Below are 22,366 nucleotides of genomic sequence, written 5' to 3' on the forward strand. Positions count from 1 at the left end.
GTTTTGGTGACTTGGGGAGCGTTTTTGATATGCGATTTTCCAGATGGTATCACAAAAAAAATTCAAATATCAGACTTGTAGGAAATAAATCACAGCCTATAATGCTGAAAACCGGAGCGTCTGCCAACGCTCCGGTTTTTTTGTGTCCGAAGAACAGTGAACTCGTCTGCCAACGAAGTCACTACGCACTCTGAAATGACACATATACATATGAATCAAGGAATTACACAATGCGTATCGAACAAGAACTTAAGTTAGGTTTTAAAGATGTACTGTTTCGCCCGAAACGTTCTACCCTTAAGAGCCGTTCTCAAGTAAATTTAACCCGCGATTTTACATTCAAGCATAGTGGTCGTCAATGGTCTGGTGTGCCAGTAATCGCAGCAAACATGGATTCGGTTGGTAGCTTTGCAATGGCTAAAGCGCTGGCTGAGCATGGTGTAATGACCGCTGTTCACAAACATTACACGGTAGAAGATTGGGCTGAGTTTGCTAAATCAGCAGATAAAGTAACCATGAATAACGTTATGGTGTCTACGGGAACATCTGATGCAGACTTCCAAAAAACCAAAGACATCATGGCGCTTTCAGATGAATTTATTTTCATTTGTATCGACATTGCAAATGGTTACTCAGAGCATTTGGTCGAGTATGTTGAACGCGTGCGAGCAGAGTTCCCAGACAAGGTCATTTCTGCAGGCAACGTGGTTACTGGTGATATGTGTGAAGAGCTAATCCTAGCTGGTGCAGACATCGTTAAAGTGGGTATCGGCCCAGGCTCTGTATGTACAACTCGTGTAAAAACGGGTGTTGGTTACCCGCAGCTTTCTGCAATCATCGAGTGTGGTGATGCAGCGCACGGCCTTGGTGGCATGATCGTCGGTGACGGTGGCTGTTCTTGTGCGGGTGACGTAGCGAAAGCATTCGGTGGTGGCGCGGATTTCGTAATGCTAGGTGGGATGCTAGCGGGTCACGAAGAGTCAGGCGGCGAAGTGATCGAGAAAGACGGCGAGAAGTTCATGAAATTCTATGGCATGTCGTCGAAGAGCGCGATGGATAAGCACTCAGGTGGTGTCGCTGGCTACCGTGCGGCCGAAGGTAAAACCGTATTATTGCCATACCGTGGTAGCGTTCACGGCACTATTCAAGACATCCTTGGCGGCGTTCGCTCAACTTGTACATACGTGGGTGCAGCAAAGCTTAAAGAGCTAACCAAGCGTACTACATTCATCCGCGTTCAAGAACAAGAGAACAACGTGTTCGGTAAAGAGTAAATCGACTGAATGTAAAAAGTGTAAAAGCAACCATATATTGATACTTGGTGCAACCATAATTTGATATTGCCTCTTCATAAGTCTATTGCTTTTTAAGTTTATGACATTTTTGAAGAGGCAGTTTTATGTCTGCTTTACCTTCCCCTTCTACAGCCAGCCTGCTTTAACTTGAAACTGCGTTTGACACTCCTGCTCGAAACTAAACTAAATCACGTGAAAAACATACACCGTTACGTCAGTGCTAAGATGGGAAAAAGAGTCACGGTAGAATCATTTTAGAATGTGCCGCTTGTTATCATTTTGATTTCGAGCTTAGCATCGTTCGTTTTTGCTCCTAGCCGATACTGCTTCAATAGCAAAACCCATACCTATGTTCCAGACTTTCTAGTATCAGTTTGATACCGGTGAATATACGCTGTATGAAGTAAAATCCGATATGGAGAGTTCAAAATCGGCATTTCAATGTGAATGGGAAGCAAAAGTACAAGGCGCGTTTGCGTTTGCGTTAGGTTTGGAGCTAGAACTGGTTACAGAGGAAGAAATACTGGATGAGGTTATCTCTAGCAACCTTAAACTTTTGCATCGATATTCCTCAAGAGATAACCGAACCACTTTCACCAAACTCTCCTTACGATGTTAAAACTGAATGGTACCCAAACAGCGAAAAGTTTAGGACATCACCTCTGTCTAAATGGAAGAAAAATATTTCCATTCCTGTGTGATTTGCTCTCTCGAAGCCTACTGAAAACAAGCTTAGAGACCTCACCTCCTCTCGAATCTGAATTGGGTTGTTATGCCTAAGAAATCGTTCTCGAGTTTTCATCGGAAGTCGGCACTTCAGCAAGAAAAGCCTGAGCCAAATGAGAGGGTGTCGATACCAGCGATGTTGATGAAGAAACATATCGAGATATATCTGCATTTCCTGACAATATAGCCACTCAAATTACTTTTCGTCTAAGCATTCTTCGTTATTTAGCACTGTAAGTGCGAAAAATCATTCCAAAGACTATTGAACCACATCGTGTTGTACTACAACGGTTATATGACAGGATTATTCCAAGTGCAATATCAATACACCGGTGGTTGGTTTTCAGAGTATCTGATCATATAGATCCAAGGAATAAAGATAAGGGTAATAGTAAAGTCTAGAACTAACATTCGTTGATGCTTTGATGAAACAAGCTGTAGAAAAAGTTATCTTTGGGCGAAAAGCGCGTATCAGAAGGGCCTACAAGCGCGTGCGAAGGCAATTACGTCAGCATAATCTGAACAATGGAACGAAGTACAAATACCCAACTTATGAATCCCTTCGGAAACGGGTTAAAAAGAAGGCCCCTTTCGAATTACTGACCGCGGAGAAGGGGGAGCGAGTCGTGAAAATAGAGTTTCGTCGGATGGGGAAAAAGATGTTGAGTTTTTACGTCTTTGAGAGGGTAGAAATAGATCATACGGTGGTGGAACGCTTTGTTGTACATGAAGAGCATTGCAAGTCATTGGGCCGGCCTTGGCTTACTCAATTAGTTGATTGTTACAGCAAAGTTGTTATTGGTTTTTACCTAGGGTTTGAACCACCTTGTAATTAGGTGGTTAAGTAAATCTCGATGTTTGCTCAGTAACTCATTAGATAAATAACCTAAGTCCGTGACTTCCATACCTACAGTTAAGATTGATTCCAATATTTCGACTGCAACTGAAGTTGAACCGCTCTTGACCAATTTAACTAACACATAATTAATATTGCTGACGGTGCGATTATGCTCAGGTGAAACATTGAGAAGTTGTTTTCTTACCAAAAGCTCTATGGTTCGAAAAAAGTGGGAACGAAAGTATGGTTACCACAGGCCTTCATCGTCGGAGACCGCTATGTATCGCGTAAAACAACTACTAGGCGCTTCACTCACGCTTCGAAATTACAACGTACAAGTTGGGGAGGCATACGCCATTATCAAAGCACTCAACACGCATACTTGAAAGAGGTTTTTGGTTATATCGATGCGACAACGTTAATAGACATGATGATTACTCCTGTTCTTACTGGTTGCACCATTAGTTTGGTACAACGGTGCTAGAAGGGAGGTGCGAAGATCACATCAAAGCTACTAAGTGCATTAAGATAGAGTTGAGACTTGAACTATCTACATATGAGATCAAATCGCAGAATTCAGCATTGGAAAGGTTCGACCGATTTTGTCAACACGCTGTCCGTTACTTCTACTCATACTAAGTGCGCCATTAGTTTGGCGCAACGAAGCTAGATAGGAGATACGTTCATCACATCAAATCCCCCTGTATTCCTCAAGCTATTTTAGCCTGAGGAATACATTTCAAGTGAAGCTTATTGAGGCGCTTTCATCGCTTCAGATTGCTCGCCCGTCATCAAGAAGTGCAACTCACCACCCGGTTTGAACTCTGAATGGTCGAAGAAGAAACCTTTATCCAAAGCTTTGCCATTGATGGTGACAGACTTGATGTACATGTTGTCATCGGCGTTGTTCTCTGTAGTGATGGTGAACGTGCCACCTTTCACCGGAATCACGGCTTTGTCGAATAGCGGACGACCCACAGTGTAAATAGGTTCTGCAGCGTTCACTTGGTAGAAGCCTAATGCAGACATCACATACCAAGCGGACATGGCGCCCACGTCTTCGTTACCAATGACGCCTTCTGGCGCAGCGAAATACATGTCATCCAGAATGTGGTCGACGACTTGTTGTGTCTTCCAAGGTTCTGCGGTCCAGTTGAATAGGTAAGGAATGTGGTGCGAAGGCTCGTTACCAAACGCAACTTGACCAATCAAACCAGACATATCCGGTGTTTCTGTACCTTGGCTTTCTGCGGTGAAGGTTGCTTCTAGGTTCTTCTGGAACTCAGCATCGCCACCCATGATGGTTTTTAAGCCCGCGATGTCATGCGGTACAAACCAAGTCCACTGCCACGCGTTACCTTCGGTGTAGTTGCCTGTCTCGTGTTCCGTACCGTATGGGTCGAATGGCGTCATGAAGGTTTCATCAATCATCACTGGGCGCATAAAGCCCGTCACTCCATGTTCTGCGTATTCTGTTGGGTTGTAATCGAAGTATTTTTTGTAGCCTTTTGAGCGTTCAAGGTATTGCTCTTCCGCTTTAGTATCACCGGCTGCTTTGGCAATTTGTGCGATAGCCCAATCGTAGAACGCGTTTTCCAGACCGTAAGAAACAGACTCAACCGTGTAGTCTTCAAAGACTGGTTCACCATCGACACGTTGGATGGCAGGCGTGAAGCCGTTTTTCTCAATGTAATCGATGTGCTTGGTTAAAGTGCGATCCAATACGCCTTGATCCCAATCGGCTTGCAGTGCCGGGTAGTTGTCGTAAGTCGAAGAGTCGATCGCGGCTTTCAGCGCCAGCTCTTTCTCTTGTTGAGTAAACTCTTCCGGGAATTTGGTCATCGCATCCGCAATCACTGCTACCGCTGGGTAGCCAACCATGGTGCCTGTTTCGTCACCTAAGTGCTCCCACTTCGGCAGCAAGCCGCTTTCAGTGTACTTCTGAACTAGGTTCTTCGCGTATTGCACCGCTCGAGTTGGCTCTGTGATGGTTTTTAGTGGGTGTAACGCGCGTTGGGTATCCCATAGAGAGTAAACCGAGAAGTTTGGCTGTTCTTCTGTTGCTTGACCGTAAGCGATGGAGTATTCCCCTTCGCCTTCACGAATTGAGCCTTTGCCCATGCCACGGAATCGACCATCCACGTCTTGATGCACCATAGGCGCAATCTTGGTGTGGTAAAGCGCAGTGTAGAAGATCTCTTTCTGATCTTCCGTGCCCCCTTCAATTGAGAAGTTGAGTGCTTTAGCCCATTTCTCGCGTGCATTGTTACGCGCAGTATCGAAAGAGACATTCGCTTCGGCATCGTAGTTGTTTTCTGCGCCTTGTGGGTCAACCGCAGATAACGCCACTTGCGCATTCAACTCTTGTGAGCCTTCATCTTCAAATTCGATGTAGGCAGTGACGTCCGCTTTGACACGCTTAACTGGATTACCTTGGTCATCGTAAATCAATTCAGAAACGTGCTCTGCCGTTAGGCCGTCAACAGGTTCGCCATTGGCAAGGATGTAGACGTCTTTGATCTTCTTATCGAAAGTCGCATAGAAGAAGATTTTTTGGTTTTTCGCCCAACCAGAGAAGTGCGCTGCATCGCGCTCGCCCGTGATGGTATGACCGTCTTCGCTCACCGTCAGTTTGTTGCGCAGAGAGGTCGAACCCCAGTCACTATTTAGGATGGAGTTGAGGTCTATCTTTAGACGTTGTGGTTGACCTTGGGGGTAGGTGTAACGATGGAAGCCGACACGTTCAGAAGCTGTAAGCTCAGCTTTGATACCGTTCTCAGCAATCTTCACAGAGTAGTAACCCGCTTCTGCCACTTCTGAGGTTTTGTCCATCTTGACTGAAATCGCTTCGCGGTAGTCGTCGCTGTCTTCGATGTATTTAGCTTTATCTTCGGTAAACGGCAGGAACAGAATGTCACCTAAGCCGCCCATACCCGTGCCGGATAGGTGAGTGTGTGAAAAGCCAAATAGAGTCTTTTTATCGAAGTGGTAACCTGATGAAGAGTGCCAGCCGATCAGCTCGGTATCTGGAGAAAGTTGCACCATGCCTTCTGGCACAACAGGACCCGGGAAGGTGTGTCCGTTAAAGCCGGTACCAATGAATGGGTCGACGTATTTTAGGTTGGAAGTATCGACGCTTGGTGAGGTGTTATCGTCGTCATCGTTGCAGCCAGCCAAACCAATAACACTTGCAATCACAGCGGTGGCGATAGCGGTTTTCGTAAAGTTCATAATCTTGATTCCTTAGGCAGGAAGCGCGTCACTTCCTGCCACTGAGTTAATCTATCTGCTTGTTTTTTTAAACACGAATTACATAAAACGTTACTGAGCTTGAAGCGCTTCTTGCTTGTCACCCGTCATGACGAAGTGAAGCTCGCCGCCTTCCACTGGAATGGTGATTTCATCAAACATAGGGCGACCGATGGTGTAGACCGGATCTGCAGGCGTCACTTGGTAGAAGCCCATTGCCGACATCAAGTACCAAGAGCTCATCTGACCTACGTCTTCGTTACCAATCAAGCCAGTTGGCTCGCTGGTGTACATCTCTGACATGATGCGGTCTAGGTACTCTTGCGCTTTCCATGGCTCATCGGTTAGCGCATATAGGTAAGGAATGTGGTGCGATGGCTCGTTACCGTGCATGTACTGACCGATGTAACCCGTTAGGTCTGGCAGTTCTTCACCAGTGTTTGAAGAACGCGCGTTGAATAGCTCGTCCAAGTCTTCACGGAACGCTTTCTCTGGCGTGGTGTCTTTGCCTTGCGCCAAGTCTGCTTGGTAGATTTCTTGTTTCAGACGGTTGAAATCGTGCATTGGTTGGAACTTCCATTGCCACGCGTTCCCTTCGGTGTAGGCAAACTCGTCCACGTAGTAAGGGTCAAATGGCAGCAGTGGGCATTTCTCTTTCATTACGCCAGAGCCTTCTGGCCACTCAACCATTTCACACTCATCCAAACGCTCTTCATCAATTGGTTGGTTGAACTCCAAAGGCGGTTTGTTTGGTGATGAGCTTAGCGGGTGGTTTTTCGGACGTAAGAAGCCTGTCTCTGCATCCCAATGGTTAAGCCAGTTGTCGGCACGAGTCATAAACTCTTCTTGCAGTTTTACATCGCCAGCCATGCGCGCGATTTCTGCCATTGCCCAGTCGCCATATGCAAACTCAAGCGTGTAAGACGCACTGTTCCAGTAACCGTGATGAACAAAGCCGTTTTCTTCGTACACCTTCACTTGCACAACGTTTGCTGCGCCGATGTTGTTGTCTTCCGTCCAATCTGGGAATTCAGATGCCTCGTGGTAACGCACCGTAAACTCAGCCGCTTCTTTGGCCAGTTGTGGGTCGATGTCTAAACCTTTCGCCATCGCGTCAGCAATGATAGAGACCGCAGGGAAGCCGATCATCGTGCCCGTGTAATGGCTGTGCAGTTCCCATTTCGGCAAGATGCCACCGTCTTCGTATTTACGAATCAGGTCGTTGGCAAACTCTTCGGCACGTTCCGGATCGATGATGGTTTTCAGTGGATGTGCAGCGCGGAAGGTATCCCACATGGAGTACACAGAGTAGTTTGGTGTGTCGCCCGCGTCTTTTTGAATGCGAGTACGCATCGCAGGGTATTGGCCGTCGACATCTTGGAAAATCATTGGCGCGATAGAGGCGTGGTAAAGCGCGGTGTAGAAGATCTCTTTCTGATCTTCCGTGCCGCCAGATACCATCATGCGGCTAAGCTCTTGGTGCCATGCGTCGTTGGCTTGAGCGCGCGCAGTATCAAATGACACGTCTTTCGCTTCTGCTTCTAGGTTTTTCTCTGCACCTTCTGTGCCTGTTGGTGACAAGCCTACTTGGATTTCTAGCGGTGTTGATGATGGTGCGAATTCTAGGTAAGCGATGGTTTTCACTGCGTCGATGTTGTCGTTGTTTACATCGATTTCCGTTTCTGCGCCGTCAACTAGAGCAATGGCTTTGACGATAGGTTGGTTGAAGGTGGCGTAGAAGTAGACGTGTTGGTTGTTCGCCCAACCGTTCGAGCTACGTAAACCGCGAATGGTGTAAGCATCGATGAACTCTAAATCACCCTTCATAGTGCGGTTGTTGAAGTGACCTTTGTTGAGGGTGTGGTCTAAATCGAACTTGATGTGTGGCGTAGTGCCTTCTTTGAAGGTGTAGCGGTGGAAGCCAACACGTTGCGTGGTAGTTAGTTCCGCTTTGATTTCGCCTTTGTTCAGTTCAACCGCGTAGTAGCCTGCTTCTGCGGTTTCGTTGTCTTTATCGAAGGTGTTGAAAACGGCGTTTTCTTTCTTGGTGAAAGGCAGAACTAAGATGTCACCAAGGTCGGTAATGCCTGTGCCTGAAAGGTGAGTGTGGGAGAAGCCATACACTGGGATTTCAGTCAGCTTGCCGTGGTCGAAGTAACCGGCGGCAGAGCCCCAGCCTTCCATTTCGGTATCAGGAGAAAGTTGCACTAAACCGTAAGGCACAACCGCCCCCGGGAAGGTGTGGCCATCTGCGCCTGTACCGATCAATGGATTGACGTATTGAGTTAGTGTGGTGTCGAGGGAAGGAGTACCAGATTTGCTGTTGTCGTCGTCACTGTTACAGCCAGCAAGACCAAACATGGCAGCGAGTATAGCGGTAGAGATAAGGGTTCTTTTTAGTTTCATTTTTATGGTTCCACTGAAGTGAAGTTTTTTAGGGGGCTCGATGCCCCCTTTCGTTATTTGGATAGGTGTCGGTTATTGCGCTTTCATCGCTTCAGATTTGTCTGAAGTCATGACGAAATGCAGTTCACCACCGTCTTTCAAATCGCTGTGCGCGAAGCTGAAGTTGTCACTCAATTGTTTGCCGTTGATGGTCACCGACTTCACGTAGATGCTCTCTTGGCTGTTGTTTTCTGAGGTGATGGTGAATTTACCGTCCGCGACTGGAATCACGGCTTTGTCGAACAGAGGACGACCAATGGTGTAACTTGCTTCGCCCGGTGTGACTTGGTAGAAGCCCAATGCAGACATCACGTACCACGCCGACATTTGACCAACGTCTTCGTTACCAATCAGACCTTCATGGGTTGGGTGGTAGAACTCGTTCATCGCTTGATCGACAATTTCTTGTGTCTTCCAAGGCTCTGCCGTCCAGTTGTAGAGGTAAGGCACGTGGTGATCAGGCTCGTTACCCATCACGAACTGACCGATGTAACCCGACATGTCGTGTGATTGGCTCGTATCGGCGTTGGAGTCCGCATTAAACAGCGCATTTAAGTTAGCGAGGAATGCCGCTTTGCCTTGTTCGGTTACGTCTTCAGGAAGAGAGAAGTCAGTACGGTCGATGTGCTCGCCACTCATCACGTTAGCCAGACCGTTCAAGTTGTGCGGTGCAAACCATGTCCATTGCCATGTATTGCCTTCGGTGAAGTCTTCAGCACGGTGCTCGGCGCGGTAAGGCCAGAACACGTCACTTTCATTGAGTGCTTTGCGGTCTTTACACGCGTTGTAGTCCATACCGTCAGGGATAGACAGCGCCATGTTCTCGTCCAAACATTCGGCTTTCAGGTTGTTTGCCCAAACCTTGCTACCGCTGTTCATGTAAGCCGGACGCATAAAGCCCGTTGCACCCAATGCGTTGCCTTTGGTGTCTTGCAGTTTGCCGTATTGTTCTGGGTTGTAATCGAAGTAGTTCTTGAACGATTCAGAGCGCGCCATGTAGCGGTCGTACTGCTGGTCGTTGCCCGCAAGTTTAGCGATCTGAGCGATACACCAGTCGTAGTAAGCGTTCTCAAGACCGTAAGACACCGATTCGTTCACGAGCTCGTCGTATTTGTCGACTTTCAAGCCTTCCACGTAACCCGGTTTATCGCCTGAATCCGGCGCCCATTTGGTGTTGGCTGGAATAAAGCCGACGCCTTCTTGGTAGTCGTTGTGACGCGTCATGACCGTGAAGCGTTTGTCACCGTTCCACGCGTCTTGGTAAGGCACCCAGCTTTCGGTTTTATCAAGGTTGAAGTTGACCGTTTCGTCAGCGGCTTTCAACGCCAAATCAAACTCGGCAGCAGTAAAGGCTTCTGGGTGTTTGACCATGATATCGGCAATAACCGAGACCGCAGGATGACCGACCATTTCACCAGTGTAATCCGAGTGCAGTTCCCATTTTGGCAGCACACCACCTGTTTGGTATTTGTTCAATAGATCGCGTGCGTGTTCAATCGCGCGGTCTTTATCTATGATGGTTTTCAGTGGGTGTGCGGCGCGGAAGGTATCCCACATTGAGTACACTGAGTAGTTCACTAAGCCGTCTTCTGCTTGGTGCACTTTGCCATCCATGCCACGGTATTTGCCATCCACGTCTTGGTATAGGAATGGGGCAACAAACGTACGGTAGAGCGAGGTGTAGAACATGGTTTTGTCAGCTTTGTTGCCGCCTTCCAGTTCAAACTCGCCAAGGATGTTTTCCCAAGCCACGCGGTTTTGTTGTACGACGTTGTCGAAATCCCAGCCGTTGGTGTCCGCTTCTAGGTTTTTCAGTGCGCCGTCAACGCCAGTGCCAGAAATCGCTACTTTGACCACCAATGGCTCATCGCTCTTACCAAAGTTCAAATGCGTCAGGACATCGTTTGCGCGTTTCGCCAAACGTTCTGGATCAGGTTCTGGTTCGCCCGGCATTGGTTTGTGCTCTGCGTAACCACGGTAATCTTCCAAGCCGACTTCGGTAGCGTCAGTTGGAGTCAGTTTGCTCTCAGAAGCCAGCTTGGTGTACAGGTTCTCTTCAATGATTGGATCAGAGAATTCTGCCGCGAAGAACACGGTTTGCCATTGACCCCATTCGTTTGAGGTACGCGCGCCTACGACTGTGGTGTCATTAACGCGCTTGTAATAGATGCTGCGAGAGTGGTTGCCGTATTGCTCCAACAGTTCGTGTTGCAGGTCGATACGCACTTTACGATCTTCACCCGGCATGAAGGTGTAACGTTGGAACGCCACGCGGTCGGTTGCAGACAGTTCAGCTTTTACGCCGGTTTCTACAAGATCAACCGAGTAGTAACCAACTTCTGCCACTTCTGAGCTTTTATCCATGGTCACAGCATCAGTATTGAAACCTGTGTATGGCAAGAAAGCGAAGTCGTTTAGGTCACCTTTACCTGCGCCGGAGATATGGGTCATTGAGAAGCCAGAAAGCAGGCTGTGCACAGGATCGTATTCAACAGGCGAGCCTTTGCCATTCCAACCGTTTGGATCGAAGTTATCTGGTGAAGGTTGAATCATACCTTCTGGCATAACTGGAGAAGGGTTAACGTTGCCAAGACCTTTAGTGCCGATCAAGGTATCAACGAATTCCAAAGTAGGGGTAGAGATAACCGGAGTTTCTGGGTCAGAGTCGCTGCCACAACCAGCAAGACCAAGCATGGCGGTTAACACTGCGGTAGAGAGTAGGGTTCTTTTTAGTTTCATTGTTTTTATTCCACGAGAAAAGGGGACACGAGGTCCCCTCAAAATCATTATTCGCCTAGGTTGGCTTGCATTGCTTCAGACTTGTCAGCTGTCATCACGAAGTGCAGTTCGCCGCCTGCTTTGAATTCGCTGTGCTGGAAGGTGTTGTACACATCCAGAGGCTTACCGTTGATGGTTACTTCTTTGATGTACATGTTGTCTGGACCGTTGTTCTCAGCCGTTACCGTGAAGGTGCCAGAGCCAATGTCTACCGTCGCTTTGTCGAAGATTGGACGACCGATGCTGTAGGTTGGATCGGTTGGCGAGATTTGGTAGAAGCCCAGTGCTGACATCAAGTACCACGCCGACATTTGACCTACGTCTTCGTTACCGATGATGCCGTCTGGCGTCGGTTTGTAGAACTGGTCGTAAACTTGGTCTAGGTATTCCTGCGCCTTGTAAGACTCTTCAGTACGGTTGTACAAGTAGATGACGTGGTGCGAAGGTTCGTTGCCGTGAATGTACTGACCGATGTAGCCTGTCATGTCTTGGTGCGCTTCGCCGCCATTTGGATCGGCAGTAAATAGGTTGTTCAGTTTGTCGTTCAAACCTTGAGTGCCGCCCATGATTTCAGTCAGCTTGTCTAAGTCTTGCATGAACGCCCATTGCCACTGCCACGCGTTACCTTCTGTGTAGTAGAACGCGTCAGATTTGTAAGGGTCGAAATCAGTTGAAGCGTATTTCATTGCACATGGGTCACCTTCTTTCAGTTCTGTCGGTACAAAGAAGCCCGTGCCGTCTGCGTTACCTGCTTTTGCATCCCAGTGTTTCAAAGAGTTGTAAGAACGAGCTTTGAACTCTTCATACGCTTCCATATCGCCAGCGGCTTTCGCCATTTCTGCGATCGTCCAATCGTAGAATGAGAATTCCAACGAGTACGACACTGAGTTCCAGTTCGGGTAACGAACACACTGTTCTTTCTCGTGGTAGTTCAACTGACCTGCCATGAGTGAGCTTAGGATGTCGTCATGAATCTGTGGGTACTCATGCGGTGTGTAGCGTGCTGATTTTACTGATGCGGTGTAAGCTTGCTCTGCATCAATCAAGCCTTTGGTTACGGCATCGCCAAGAATCGCTGCCGATGGGTAGCCGATCATGGTGCCGGTTTCTGAGCCGTGACCTTCCCATTTCGGCAATAGACCAAACTCGTCGTTGGATTTACGAATCAAGTCTTTCACGTATAGCGTTGCTTGGTCTGGGTCGATGATGGTCCACATTGGGTGAACCGCGCGGAACGTATCCCACGTTGAGTAAATTGAGTAGTTTGGTGTGTCGCCATCTTTCAGTGTGCGCACTGTGCCAAGCATATCCACGTATTGACCATCCACATCGTAGAACTCGATTGGCGCGATCATCATGTGGTACATGCCAGTGTAGAAGTTGGTTTTCTCTGCGTCTGTGCCGCCTTCTACTTTGATTTTCGCCAGCTTCTCAGCCCACGCGTATTCTGCGTCTTCTTTTACTTTTGCTAGGTCGAAACTTGGTGCTTCCGCTTCTAAGTTTTTCTGCGCACCTTGCCAGTTAACTGGAGAGATACCCACGCGGATTTCAATTGGCTCTTCGCCTGTGCCGAAGTTTAGGTAAGCCGTCAGATCATCGCCTGAGTAAACCGCGCCATTGCGCATTTCGCGAGTTGGTTCTAGATCTTGTTCGCCCAACATTGCTTTGGCGATTGGTTGGTTGAATTTCGCGTAGAAGAAGATGTCCTGACCTTGGTGATCTTGCCCTTGGAACCAGCCAGTTGAGGTTTTACGACCGCGAATGGTGTATTCGTCCACCACTTCTACTTTGTTCTTCAAAGATTTGCCGTTGTTGTTAATTAGGGTATGACCCAAATCGAACTTCACGTTACGGTCAGCGCCATCAGCAAAGGTGTATTTGTGCAAGCCAACGCGTTTGGTTGCGCTCAGTTCTACTTCGATTTGGCCTTGGTTCAGCTTGGTTTTGTAGTAGCCTGCGCTTGCTTCTTCATTGGCTTTGTCGAAAGAGTTCAGCTGTGTGTTCGCCATGTCTGCGTATGGCAGAACCAAGATGTCGCCTAAGTCCGTTGCGCCTGTACCTGAAAGGTGAGTATGGGAGAAGCCGTACAGCGGAACGTCGGTGTTAAATACTTCGCCAGTTTCGTAGTTAGATGAATCCCAGTAGCCAGAAGCTGAGTGCCAAGGGTTAAGCCCTGATTCATGGTCTGTGTTAGAGCCGATGAAAGTATCTGGAGACAGCTGAACCATACCTGCCGGTACCGTCGCGCCCGGGAACGTATGACCAGAAGCTGCTGTGCCGATCATAGGATCGACGTATTTCAACACCGCAAGATCAACAATTGGATCACCCGGCAGTGAAGAGGAAGAATCGTTGTCGCTGTTACAGCCAGCCAAGCCACCCGTCAGACCAACCAGGATAGCCAAAGAGATAAGATTACGTTTAAACATGTGCATACCGTTTTGTCGTTATTCGTATATAAAAAGTGTTTATAAGAGACTGTTTATAAGGGACTGCTTATAAAATTTTCTTGTAGGGATAGCCGGGAGATGCGCTCCCCCGGCTGAGTTGTCACTATTGGGATTAACGAGAACCTGCTGGCATCTCGTCTTCATGCAAGAACTCACCGATGCCTTGTGCTGGTGGAAGATCTTGCTCTAGAGAGCCCCAACGTTGATTTGGTTTGTCGCCCATCACGAACTCCAACTCACCGCCGTACATGATTTCGTCATGAGTCAGGTAAGTGCGGTTGAAGTCTTTGCCGTTGTAGCGAGCCGATTGAATGAAGATGTTTTCGCGGCTAACGTTCTTCGCGGTCACCGTGAACTTCTGGTTGTTGCCGACATCGATAGACGCGCTTTCAAACAGCGGAGTACCGATTTCGTAGATGCCAGAAGAAGCGTTCACTGGGTAGAAGCCAAGTGCACGGAACACGAACCACGCAGAGAGCGTACCGAAGTCGTCGTTACCACAAATGCCGTCAGCGGTGTTCTTGTAGCAAATGTTGGTTGCTGCGGCGATGGCTGCCTGACCTTTCCAAGGTTGACCGACGTAGTTGTACAAGTACGGAACGTGGATATCTGGTTCGTTACCTTGAACGTGCTGACCAACGTTACCTGTGTTGAACACTGGGAATTGGTTGTCGCCTGCGTTGCGATCTGGGTAGGTTGACCAGTACTCATCCAAGCGAGCTGCGAACAAGTCACCGCGTTCTGCTTCAGGGTTTTGTGTCTTGTCGAAGCGTGTCATCAGGTCAATCAAGCCATGAATGTCGTGCTGAACACTGAACGAGTATTGCCAGCCATTCGATTCAGAGAATGCCCAGTTAAACATGTCTGGACGCCAGTCTTTACCAACCGCGCGACCAGTGATTGGGTCTACCCAACCTGCATCGATAAACTCGCCATCGTAGTCACGGGCTTTGAACCAACCTTGGTATTGCTTACCACCGAAGTCGAATTGCGCTTGCCAGTTTTTAGAACGGTTAGCGAACTCGGTGTAGCGTGAATCTTCTTCACCAAATACTTCTTTGATCGATTGCGCGATTGCCCAGTCGTTCATTGAGTATTCAAGCGAGTAAGATGCTGTCCAAGAATCTTTAAATGGTGAGTGACCGCCGTAAGAATCTGGTGGAGTATCGTGTAATTGCGCTGGCACGTAACCTTGTTCTTCGTACTCTTTGATCCATGCTACGCCTTGGCTCGTTGCGGCGCGTGCGTCTGTGATCATCGCTTCAACTAAACGTTCTTTAACGTCTTTGCGCTCTGCTTCTGTGAAGCCAAGATCGATCATGCGTTTTTCTAGTGAGCCTTTCGACAACACATCGTGAATCACAGGCGTTGAGTGCATACCCATCATCATGCCTGTTTCGTTGCCTTTGAATGTCCACTCAGGCAGGCGACCTTTGCGCACGTTGCCTTTGTCATCTACCCATTCTTCTTCGGCGTAAGACAGCATAGACAGCACAACGTCTGCTAAGCGGTCTGGCTCAAGAATCGAAGACAGCGGTTGAACTGCGCGGTAGGTATCCCATAACGAGAAAGTGTCGTAGCGCGTGAAGTCTGCTTTGCCATCTTTGTTAGCATCGGCAGTGCGGATCGACTCTTTCAGCGTATCAATCTTATCGCCCCAAGGTGTGTTGCCATCTGGGTAAGCGTTACGACCTTGGTGAACTTGGCGGTAGCGACCATCTAAGTCAGAGTGAATGGTTTGACCTAGGTACGAGTGGTACATCGCGGTGTAGAAGGTCTGTTTGTAATCTTCGTCGCCAGAGACTTGGATCTTGCCGAGTTCGTCTTCCCATTTCTTCGTTGCCGCTTCGCGTACTTGGTCGAAGTTCATGCCCGCAACTTCTGTCATGTTAAGAGAAGCACCAGACTTGCCATTCTCGCCGATTTCAACGTTTGATAGCGCCAATTTCGCTTCAACCGTTAAGCCGTCTTTGGATGTGTCGAACTCAACGTAAGCGCGTGCGTATTGATACTTGCCACGTGTTTCGTTACCGATTTCCGTAATGCCTTCTGGCACGTCCATGTAACGACCTTGCTCTTTATCGTAGTAAGCAAAGCGAACGTTTTTGATTGGTTGGTCGAATTCCATCACGAAGAATTCTTTTTGGCTTGGTGCCCAACCATCTGAGAAACGGTGACCTTCAAGACGGTTATTGTCTTTGTCCCATTTCAAGTAAGAATCTGAAGTGTAGTCCCAGTTAATTTTGAAGCCAGTGTTAACGATGATTTCTGACTTCTCATCACGAGGGAAGGTGTAGCGGTGAACACCAACGCGATCAGACGCCGTCAACTCAGCTTTGATGTCGTAATCCAATAGATCGACTTTGTAGTAGCCTGCTGTCGCTTGTTCGTCACGATGTTGGAAGCGAGACGCTTCTAGGTTTAGCGTTGCCGAACCTTCATCAATCATGTAATCCGAACGCGAGTTGATTGGCATGACGAGAATATCGTTCAAGTCGCCAGCACCTGCTCCGGAAAGGTGGGTATGAGAGAAACCGGAAGTACGTGCGTCGTGGTAGTAGTAGCCTGAAATGTATTCCCAGCCGTTAGAACCGTTGTTTGGAGAAAGCTGCACCATGCCGTGTGGTGTGGTTGCACCAGGGTAGGTGTTGCCTAGGTTACCTGTGCCGATGAATGGGTTGACGTAGCGTGTTACGTCCATATCGGCGAAATCTACCGGGATGTGAACGCCCATGTCGATTTCAGGTGTTTCTGGGTTTGGCTTGTCATCACAGTCGCCATCGCCAACTGGAGGACATACTGGCTTGCCGCCGTCAGGAATATCCGGCAGTGCAGGGTTGGTTTCACCGCCTTCATAAATGTTGGTTGTGTCGTCGTTACAGCCAGTCAGACCGACTAGACCACTGAGAACTGCGCAAGCGAGTAGGGAAGGTTTGAATTTCATTTTTAAAGCCTTGTAAATTGTAGGGTTATATAATTAAAAAAATCAGGGGTATTACTAAAACTTAAAAACTTGAAATAGAGCCCTTTGGGGGAAAGGGCTCTTAGGGGGAGGAGCTTAAGGTTTAAGCTTTCACAAGAGTCGCTGCGTTACGCATCGCTTCTTTCGTTGAACACTCAACAACGTTTGCTTTTGCAAAGCGGTGAGCGTCTTTTACTTGGATATCGTGAGCTAGAATAACCAGCTTCGCGTTTGCTACATCTAGGTCAGTGATGCGGTTCTGGATACCGTTTTGACCTTGAGTTTCTACTTTGATTTTCAGACCAGCTGCTGCACCTGCTTTCTCTAGTGCTTTCGCTGCCATGAATGTGTGTGCTACGCCAGATGGGCAACATGTTACTGCTACGATGTCGTACTCGCCTTCGCCTGCTGCTGGAGTCGCTTGAGCTTGTGCAGGTGCTGCTTCAACGATTTCGTCTTCTGCTTCTTCTTCAGCAACTGGTTTCCAGAAGCCAACGATAACTGCTGTTGTTAGTGAGCCTAGTGCGATACCTACAACGTACATTGGGATGTTGCTTGATACAGGTGCTGTGATTAGACCGCCCCATGGTGCGTGTAGTAGTACGTCTGTTAGGAAGCCGAACACACAGCCAACGATACCACCAGCAACGATTGAAGGAAGAACGCGTACAGGGTCGTTTGCTGCGAATGGGATAGCACCTTCAGAGATACCGATAGAACCCATGATTGCTGCTGCTTTACCTGCTTCTTGTTCTTGCTTAGTGAACTTCTTCTTGAATAGGAATGTTGCTAGTGCCATACCTAGAGGAGGCGTACAGATTGCGATACCAACACCACCCATTAGCCATGGTTGAGTATCAACTTGAGTTTGAGCGAATAGTGTTGCTACTTTGTTGATTGGACCGCCCATATCGAATGCAGTCATACCACCAAGAATCGTACCTAGAACCACTTTAGAAGCGCCAGCCATAGAAGCTAGGAATTCGTTCATAGACGCCATGAAGAGCTTGATTGGCTCACCGATACCCCATAGAACGATACCTGCAGAGATAAGCGTACCTAGTAGAGGGTAGATGAAGTAAGCGCCCAACGCAGTCATGTTAGCAGAAAGAGGGATCTTCTTAAGTTGGAATACCACACCACCTGCGATGAAACCCGCTACGATACAACCAAGGAAGCCGCCGCCCATGTCAGCCATGATGCCAGAAGAGATCATCGCTGGTGCTAGAGCAGGTTTGTCTGCAATTGAGTAACCGATGAAGCCACCAAGAATAATTGGGAACAGCACCAGACCTTTAATACCGATATTAGAAATATCAGCCAATAAACCGTCTGCTGGAACCGCACCTTTACCTGATGCCATTACCGCTAGCGCCAGTAGTACACCACCCGCAACGATAAATGGAAGCATGTGAGAAGTACCGAATAAAAGGTGACCTTTCATGGTACTTAGGATTTTTTTGAAATCGCTATTATTACTAGCTTGAGCTGTGATTGTACTCATAATTTCACGCCTTATGAATTAATTAAAATATTTAGTATTTGGTTTTCGTCTTTTGCGTTATGAATATCTTCAATAAACTCTTCGCTAAATTTACCGAATAATTCTTGAAGAACATAAATATGGTGGTCGGCACCGTTATCTGGTGAGGCAATCATGAAGAATACGGTCGGTTTGACTCCCTCTTCGTCGCCATACTCGATGCCTTCGCGCTTTACGCCAACAGCGATTGCAGGCTCTGTAACCGCTTTGCTTTTTGCGTGTGGGTAAGCGATGCCGTCCATTGAAGTTACGCTTAATGCTTCGCGCGCTTCGATGTCGGTTAAAAAAGCCTCTCTGCTGCTGATTCGATTATTTTCGAATAGCATTTGCGCTAGCTCTTCAAAGACTTCTTTTTTATTATTTGCTTGAAGGTTGCCTTTAATTAAATTGACGTTTGTTAGTTCTGTAATCATTTTTTGACTCATTGGTACTGAAGTAATGAGGCAAATTTAATTAATGTTACGGTTTTCTGAAATAGTAAAAAAAATCCAATAACTATATTTTTGTATCACACAAGCTTAAGTGTGATTTAGCTCTCCAATATATCAATATAAAACTAGGATGAATGAATATCAAAAGCCAATAACGGCGGTTATTGGCTGAACTATAAAATGTAACAGTATGAAGGAAGCTTAATTAGCGTTCACTAACTGTAAGCGCGCACAACACGACCTTCACAATCCAAAGTGACCTGTTTTGCGTAAGCCGGAATGAAAACAGATTGTCCTTTTTCAACCACGCATGTTTCGCCGTTTGCGTGAGTTAGCACAAGCTTGTTATCCAGAGGCATAAGGATCTCAGCGGTTTGAACGTCAAGAGTACGCTGGTGAGCTTGTTTAACGATGGCGAATTTGAAATCGTCGACTGGGATTGGGTATTCCAACATATCGTCGATTTCATTCGGTGCAAGCAATAGGCTGTCGAACGGCTTCTCGTTGAAGCGTGTACACGCAACAAGCTCTTTCACGTCCATGTATTTTGGTGTCAGACCTGCGCGCAGTACATTGTCTGAGTTTGCCATGATCTCAAGACCTGTACCTTTTAAGTAAGCGTGTGGCGTTTCTGCATCCAAGAACATGGCATCACCCGGTTGTAGGGTAATCACATTAAGCATAAGTGGCGCAAACAAACCAATATCGCCAGGGTATTGCTTCTCTAGCTCAAGAATAAGGTTGAACAGAGGTAAGTCGGTGATGCGAGCTTGAGCCAATAGCACCGTCAACGCCATCTCTTTCTGTTCTCCCTCTAGTGACAGTAGACCCGAGAAGAAGGTCGCCAAGCCTGTTGGCGTCTGGTTTGCGATAAGGTCATCCACCAAGTCTTGCAGCTCAGGAATCGCCAGCTCAGAGAAGAAGCTGATGATTTCACTTGTTGGGCGGAAGCCATTCATCGCTTGGTATTCGGTTAGCGCGTAAACCAACTCAGGTTTGTGGTTTGGATCTTTGTAGTTACGGTTTGCAGCGGTTAGGGGAATGCCTTGTTTTTCTTCCAGTGCAAAACCTAGTTCTGCTTGTTGCTTGTTTGGGTGCACCTGAATCGACAGCGCTTTCTCAGCGGCAAGCACTTTAAACAGGTATGGAAGTTCACCAAAACGGTTTGCGACTTCTTCACTCAGAAAAGCATTCATGTCTTGAGCAATCAGTGAAGAGAGTTTGGTCTCCTCACCGTTTACCATCACCAATGAGCAACCGTTTGGATGCGCGCCCATCCATACTTCTGCTTGTGGTTCGCCCGTTGGGTTTTCAATGCCAAACAGTTGGTTAACAGAAGTAGTACTGCCCCAAGAGTAGTTTTGAATCACGTTGTTCATCAGGAAAAACATCGGATGCTTAGCTTGAGTTTGAATCGTTTGTGTATCGGACATCGTTAAATCAGACATAGAGTGTCACCATGAGAGAAAATCATGGCTTGGGCGACATTGCCCAAGCCATAGGAGCCATTGGGGGTAGGGGTGATTAAGCGGCTGCTTGCATCATTTTCGCTTTGCGAACTTTCTTCAGAGTTACACACGTTACTGCGGTAACTACTGCGCCAGCTGCCATACAAATCAGAGCAAGTACTGGGTGGTTCATCGCGCCAAGTAGAGCCACAACTGGACCGCCGTGAGCAACACTGTTGGTAATGCCGAATGAGAACGCCATTACTGCCGCTACCATTGAGCCAAGTACGTTTGCAGGAATCACTGACATTGGATCTTGCGCTGCGAACGGAATCGCACCTTCAGAGATACCAACCAGACCCATAGCGCCTGCTGCTTTGCCCGCTTCGGTTTCTGATTCTTCGAACAGGTCGAACTTACGACCAAGCGCCGTTGCCAGTGCCATGCCTAGAGGTGCAACAGGGATTGCACACGCCATCGCACCCATAAATTGAGTTTGACCGCTCGCAATCATGCCCACAGAGAATAGGAAGGCGACCTTGTTGAATGGACCACCCATATCGAAGCCAGCCATACCACCAAGTACGATGCCTAGTAGAACGACGTTACCTGTACTCATGCTTGTTAGTAGCGCAGTCAGACCGTCCATTAGGCTTGCGATTGGTGCACCGATAACGAAGATGAAAAGACCAGCGATGAATAGCGAACCTGTGATTGGCGCAATCATGATTGGCACCAAAGGTTGAATGAATTTGTGGTAGTTAATCGACGTAATCCACTTCACGAAGTAACCCACAAGCAGACCAGCGATGATGGCACCGATAAAGCCTGTACCTGCGTCTGCGCCGTAGAAAGAACCGTTGTTTGCAATCCAACCACCGATCAAGCCAGGAGCTAGAGCAGGACGGTCAGCAATCGCGTAAGCAATGTAACCGGCTAGGATTGGGATCATCAGCGTAAAGGCAACCACACCAACGTTGAGAATTTGGTTCCACATGCTGCCTTCAGGAATTGCCATGCCCGCTTCACTTGGCTGACCACCGACTGCAAGAGCAAGTGCAATCAACAGACCACCCGTTACAACGAATGGGATCATGTGTGATACACCGTTCATCAAGTAGCGGTAGAGGTCAGAGCGAGCCTGAGAGGCTTTGTTTGCAACAGACGCTTGTGCATTGCTGCTTGCTTCTGCTTGGTATTCTGGAGCGCTTAACGCTTCGTTAATCAGACCTTGAGCATCGCGAATAGGGGCTTTTACGTTGGTTTTAACCACGCGTTTGCCGGCAAAGCGGTTCATGTCGACTTGTTTGTCACATGCCACGATGATTGCGTCTGCACGCTCGATTTCTTCTGCGGTTGGGCTGTTTTTCACACCGATTGAACCGTTCGTTTCAACCTTGATTTCGTAACCCATCGCCGCTGCACCTTTCTCTAGCGCTTCTGCCGCTAGGTAAGTGTGCGCTACGCCCGCAGGACAACCAGTAACACCAATGATGAAGCCTTGGTTTGCTGGTGCGTCTGTCACTGCTTGAGGCTCTTCTTTAGCAAGTAGAAGTGCCAGTGCGTCTTGGCTGTTTGCTGCACCTAAGAACGCATCAATGAAACCATCTTCAATCAGTTTTGAGGACAGCTCTGCAAGTACTTCGATATGGTGGTTATCGCCACCGTCTGGAGAAGCGATCATGAAGAACAGTTTTGAAGGCAAACCGTCTTCCGCGCCGTATTCGATACCTGATTTGCTTACGCCGATCACAACCGCCGGTTCAATCACAGCAGAGCTTTTCGCGTGTGGAATTGCCACGCCATCTTCAAATCCGGTATTTCCTAATTCTTCACGTGCTTTTATATCTGAAAGAAATTGTGTTTGGTCAGAAATACGACCTTGGGCATGAAGAACGGCAACCAGTTCTTTAAATACGTCTTCTTTTGAAGACGCTTTAAGATCAAGCTTAATTAAGTCTTCATTTATTAGTTTGGTGATCATTGTCGAACCCCTATAAATATAATTTTTATTTCAGGGGTATTTTTAAATTACAGAGAAAAAGACTGTAGTGAAGAAAAAATGCATTTACTGGAGGATTGTAACCGACTAACTATAGTGTGATTTAGATCGTTCACTGGGCAAATCTACCTGCATATCTGTGACATGATGGATAAGAAGCTAAACGATAAGTGAAATGTGGTTTTTCTCCCATTTGAAA

General features: G+C 47.6%; 11 protein-coding genes and 1 pseudogene. 3 read left to right on the forward strand and 9 right to left on the reverse strand.

The window, feature by feature from the left end; genetic code table 11:
• Positions 1–230 precede the first annotated feature (230 nt).
• The 3 genes and pseudogenes from R7E38_RS12630 to R7E38_RS12640 all read left to right on the forward strand — a co-directional run.
• Positions 231–1,274, forward strand: a complete 1,044-nt coding sequence (locus R7E38_RS12630; RefSeq protein ID WP_005373458.1) for a GMP reductase — start codon at positions 231–233, stop codon at positions 1,272–1,274.
• 1,172 nt (positions 1,275–2,446) lie between these two features.
• Complete coding sequence (locus R7E38_RS12635) at positions 2,447–2,857, forward strand: hypothetical protein (protein WP_225452424.1); 411 nt, start codon at positions 2,447–2,449, stop codon at positions 2,855–2,857.
• A 207-nt stretch (positions 2,858–3,064) separates the two neighbouring features.
• Positions 3,065–3,245: pseudogene (locus R7E38_RS12640) on the forward strand (IS5/IS1182 family transposase); the annotation flags it as partial.
• 364 nt (positions 3,246–3,609) lie between these two features.
• Here the strand turns inward: R7E38_RS12640 and R7E38_RS12645 are convergent.
• From R7E38_RS12645 to R7E38_RS12685, 9 genes are all read right to left on the reverse strand, one after another.
• Positions 3,610–6,090 (reverse strand): GH92 family glycosyl hydrolase, encoded by a 2,481-nt coding sequence (locus R7E38_RS12645; protein WP_226083273.1) that lies wholly within the window; start codon positions 6,088–6,090, stop codon positions 3,610–3,612.
• 90 nt (positions 6,091–6,180) lie between these two features.
• Positions 6,181–8,514: a GH92 family glycosyl hydrolase gene (locus tag R7E38_RS12650; RefSeq protein ID WP_318081812.1), complete on the reverse strand. Its 2,334-nt coding sequence runs from the start codon at positions 8,512–8,514 to the stop codon at positions 6,181–6,183.
• Between the two features lie 72 nt (positions 8,515–8,586).
• A complete protein-coding gene (locus R7E38_RS12655) occupies positions 8,587–11,292 on the reverse strand; it encodes a GH92 family glycosyl hydrolase (RefSeq protein WP_226083270.1) in 2,706 nt (901 codons plus the stop codon).
• Between the two features lie 47 nt (positions 11,293–11,339).
• Positions 11,340–13,760: a GH92 family glycosyl hydrolase gene (locus R7E38_RS12660; RefSeq protein WP_226083268.1), complete on the reverse strand. Its 2,421-nt coding sequence runs from the start codon at positions 13,758–13,760 to the stop codon at positions 11,340–11,342.
• A gap of 133 nt (positions 13,761–13,893) precedes the next feature.
• On the reverse strand, positions 13,894–16,725 hold the full coding sequence (locus R7E38_RS12665; protein WP_226083259.1) for a GH92 family glycosyl hydrolase: 2,832 nt from the start codon (positions 16,723–16,725) through the stop codon (positions 13,894–13,896).
• A 121-nt stretch (positions 16,726–16,846) separates the two neighbouring features.
• The gene (locus R7E38_RS12670; protein WP_226083258.1) at positions 16,847–18,247 is read right to left on the reverse strand and encodes a fructose-specific PTS transporter subunit EIIC; all 1,401 of its coding nucleotides are present in this window, start codon (positions 18,245–18,247) and stop codon (positions 16,847–16,849) included.
• An 11-nt stretch (positions 18,248–18,258) separates the two neighbouring features.
• Positions 18,259–18,699 carry a PTS sugar transporter subunit IIA gene (locus R7E38_RS12675; protein WP_009697925.1) on the reverse strand — a complete coding sequence of 147 codons (441 nt, stop codon included), beginning with the start codon at positions 18,697–18,699 and terminating at the stop codon, positions 18,259–18,261.
• 233 nt (positions 18,700–18,932) lie between these two features.
• The gene (gene manA / locus R7E38_RS12680; protein WP_226083257.1) at positions 18,933–20,165 is read right to left on the reverse strand and encodes a mannose-6-phosphate isomerase, class I; all 1,233 of its coding nucleotides are present in this window, start codon (positions 20,163–20,165) and stop codon (positions 18,933–18,935) included.
• A gap of 76 nt (positions 20,166–20,241) precedes the next feature.
• Complete coding sequence (locus R7E38_RS12685; RefSeq protein ID WP_226083256.1) at positions 20,242–22,149, reverse strand: fructose-specific PTS transporter subunit EIIC; 1,908 nt, start codon at positions 22,147–22,149, stop codon at positions 20,242–20,244.
• Positions 22,150–22,366: the final 217 nt, after the last annotated feature.

This window comes from Vibrio sp. Vb2131, from assembly GCF_033338535.1.
GTDB lineage: Bacteria > Pseudomonadota > Gammaproteobacteria > Enterobacterales > Vibrionaceae > Vibrio > Vibrio alginolyticus.

What these genes read in the sequence shown, in the direction of transcription:
- R7E38_RS12660 (WP_226083268.1), bottom strand. Translation starts at nt 13,760, where the DNA reads ATGTTTAAACGTAATCTTATCTCTTTGGCTATCCTGGTTGGTCTGACG.
- R7E38_RS12685 (WP_226083256.1), bottom strand. Translation starts at nt 22,149, where the DNA reads ATGATCACCAAACTAATAAATGAAGACTTAATTAAGCTTGATCTTAAA.
- R7E38_RS12665 (WP_226083259.1), bottom strand. Translation starts at nt 16,725, where the DNA reads ATGAAATTCAAACCTTCCCTACTCGCTTGCGCAGTTCTCAGTGGTCTA.
- manA (WP_226083257.1), bottom strand. Translation starts at nt 20,165, where the DNA reads ATGTCTGATTTAACGATGTCCGATACACAAACGATTCAAACTCAAGCT.
- R7E38_RS12635 (WP_225452424.1), top strand. Translation starts at nt 2,447, where the DNA reads ATGAAACAAGCTGTAGAAAAAGTTATCTTTGGGCGAAAAGCGCGTATC.
- R7E38_RS12655 (WP_226083270.1), bottom strand. Translation starts at nt 11,292, where the DNA reads ATGAAACTAAAAAGAACCCTACTCTCTACCGCAGTGTTAACCGCCATG.
- R7E38_RS12670 (WP_226083258.1), bottom strand. Translation starts at nt 18,247, where the DNA reads ATGAGTACAATCACAGCTCAAGCTAGTAATAATAGCGATTTCAAAAAA.
- R7E38_RS12650 (WP_318081812.1), bottom strand. Translation starts at nt 8,514, where the DNA reads ATGAAACTAAAAAGAACCCTTATCTCTACCGCTATACTCGCTGCCATG.
- R7E38_RS12675 (WP_009697925.1), bottom strand. Translation starts at nt 18,699, where the DNA reads ATGATTACAGAACTAACAAACGTCAATTTAATTAAAGGCAACCTTCAA.
- R7E38_RS12630 (WP_005373458.1), top strand. Translation starts at nt 231, where the DNA reads ATGCGTATCGAACAAGAACTTAAGTTAGGTTTTAAAGATGTACTGTTT.
- R7E38_RS12645 (WP_226083273.1), bottom strand. Translation starts at nt 6,090, where the DNA reads ATGAACTTTACGAAAACCGCTATCGCCACCGCTGTGATTGCAAGTGTT.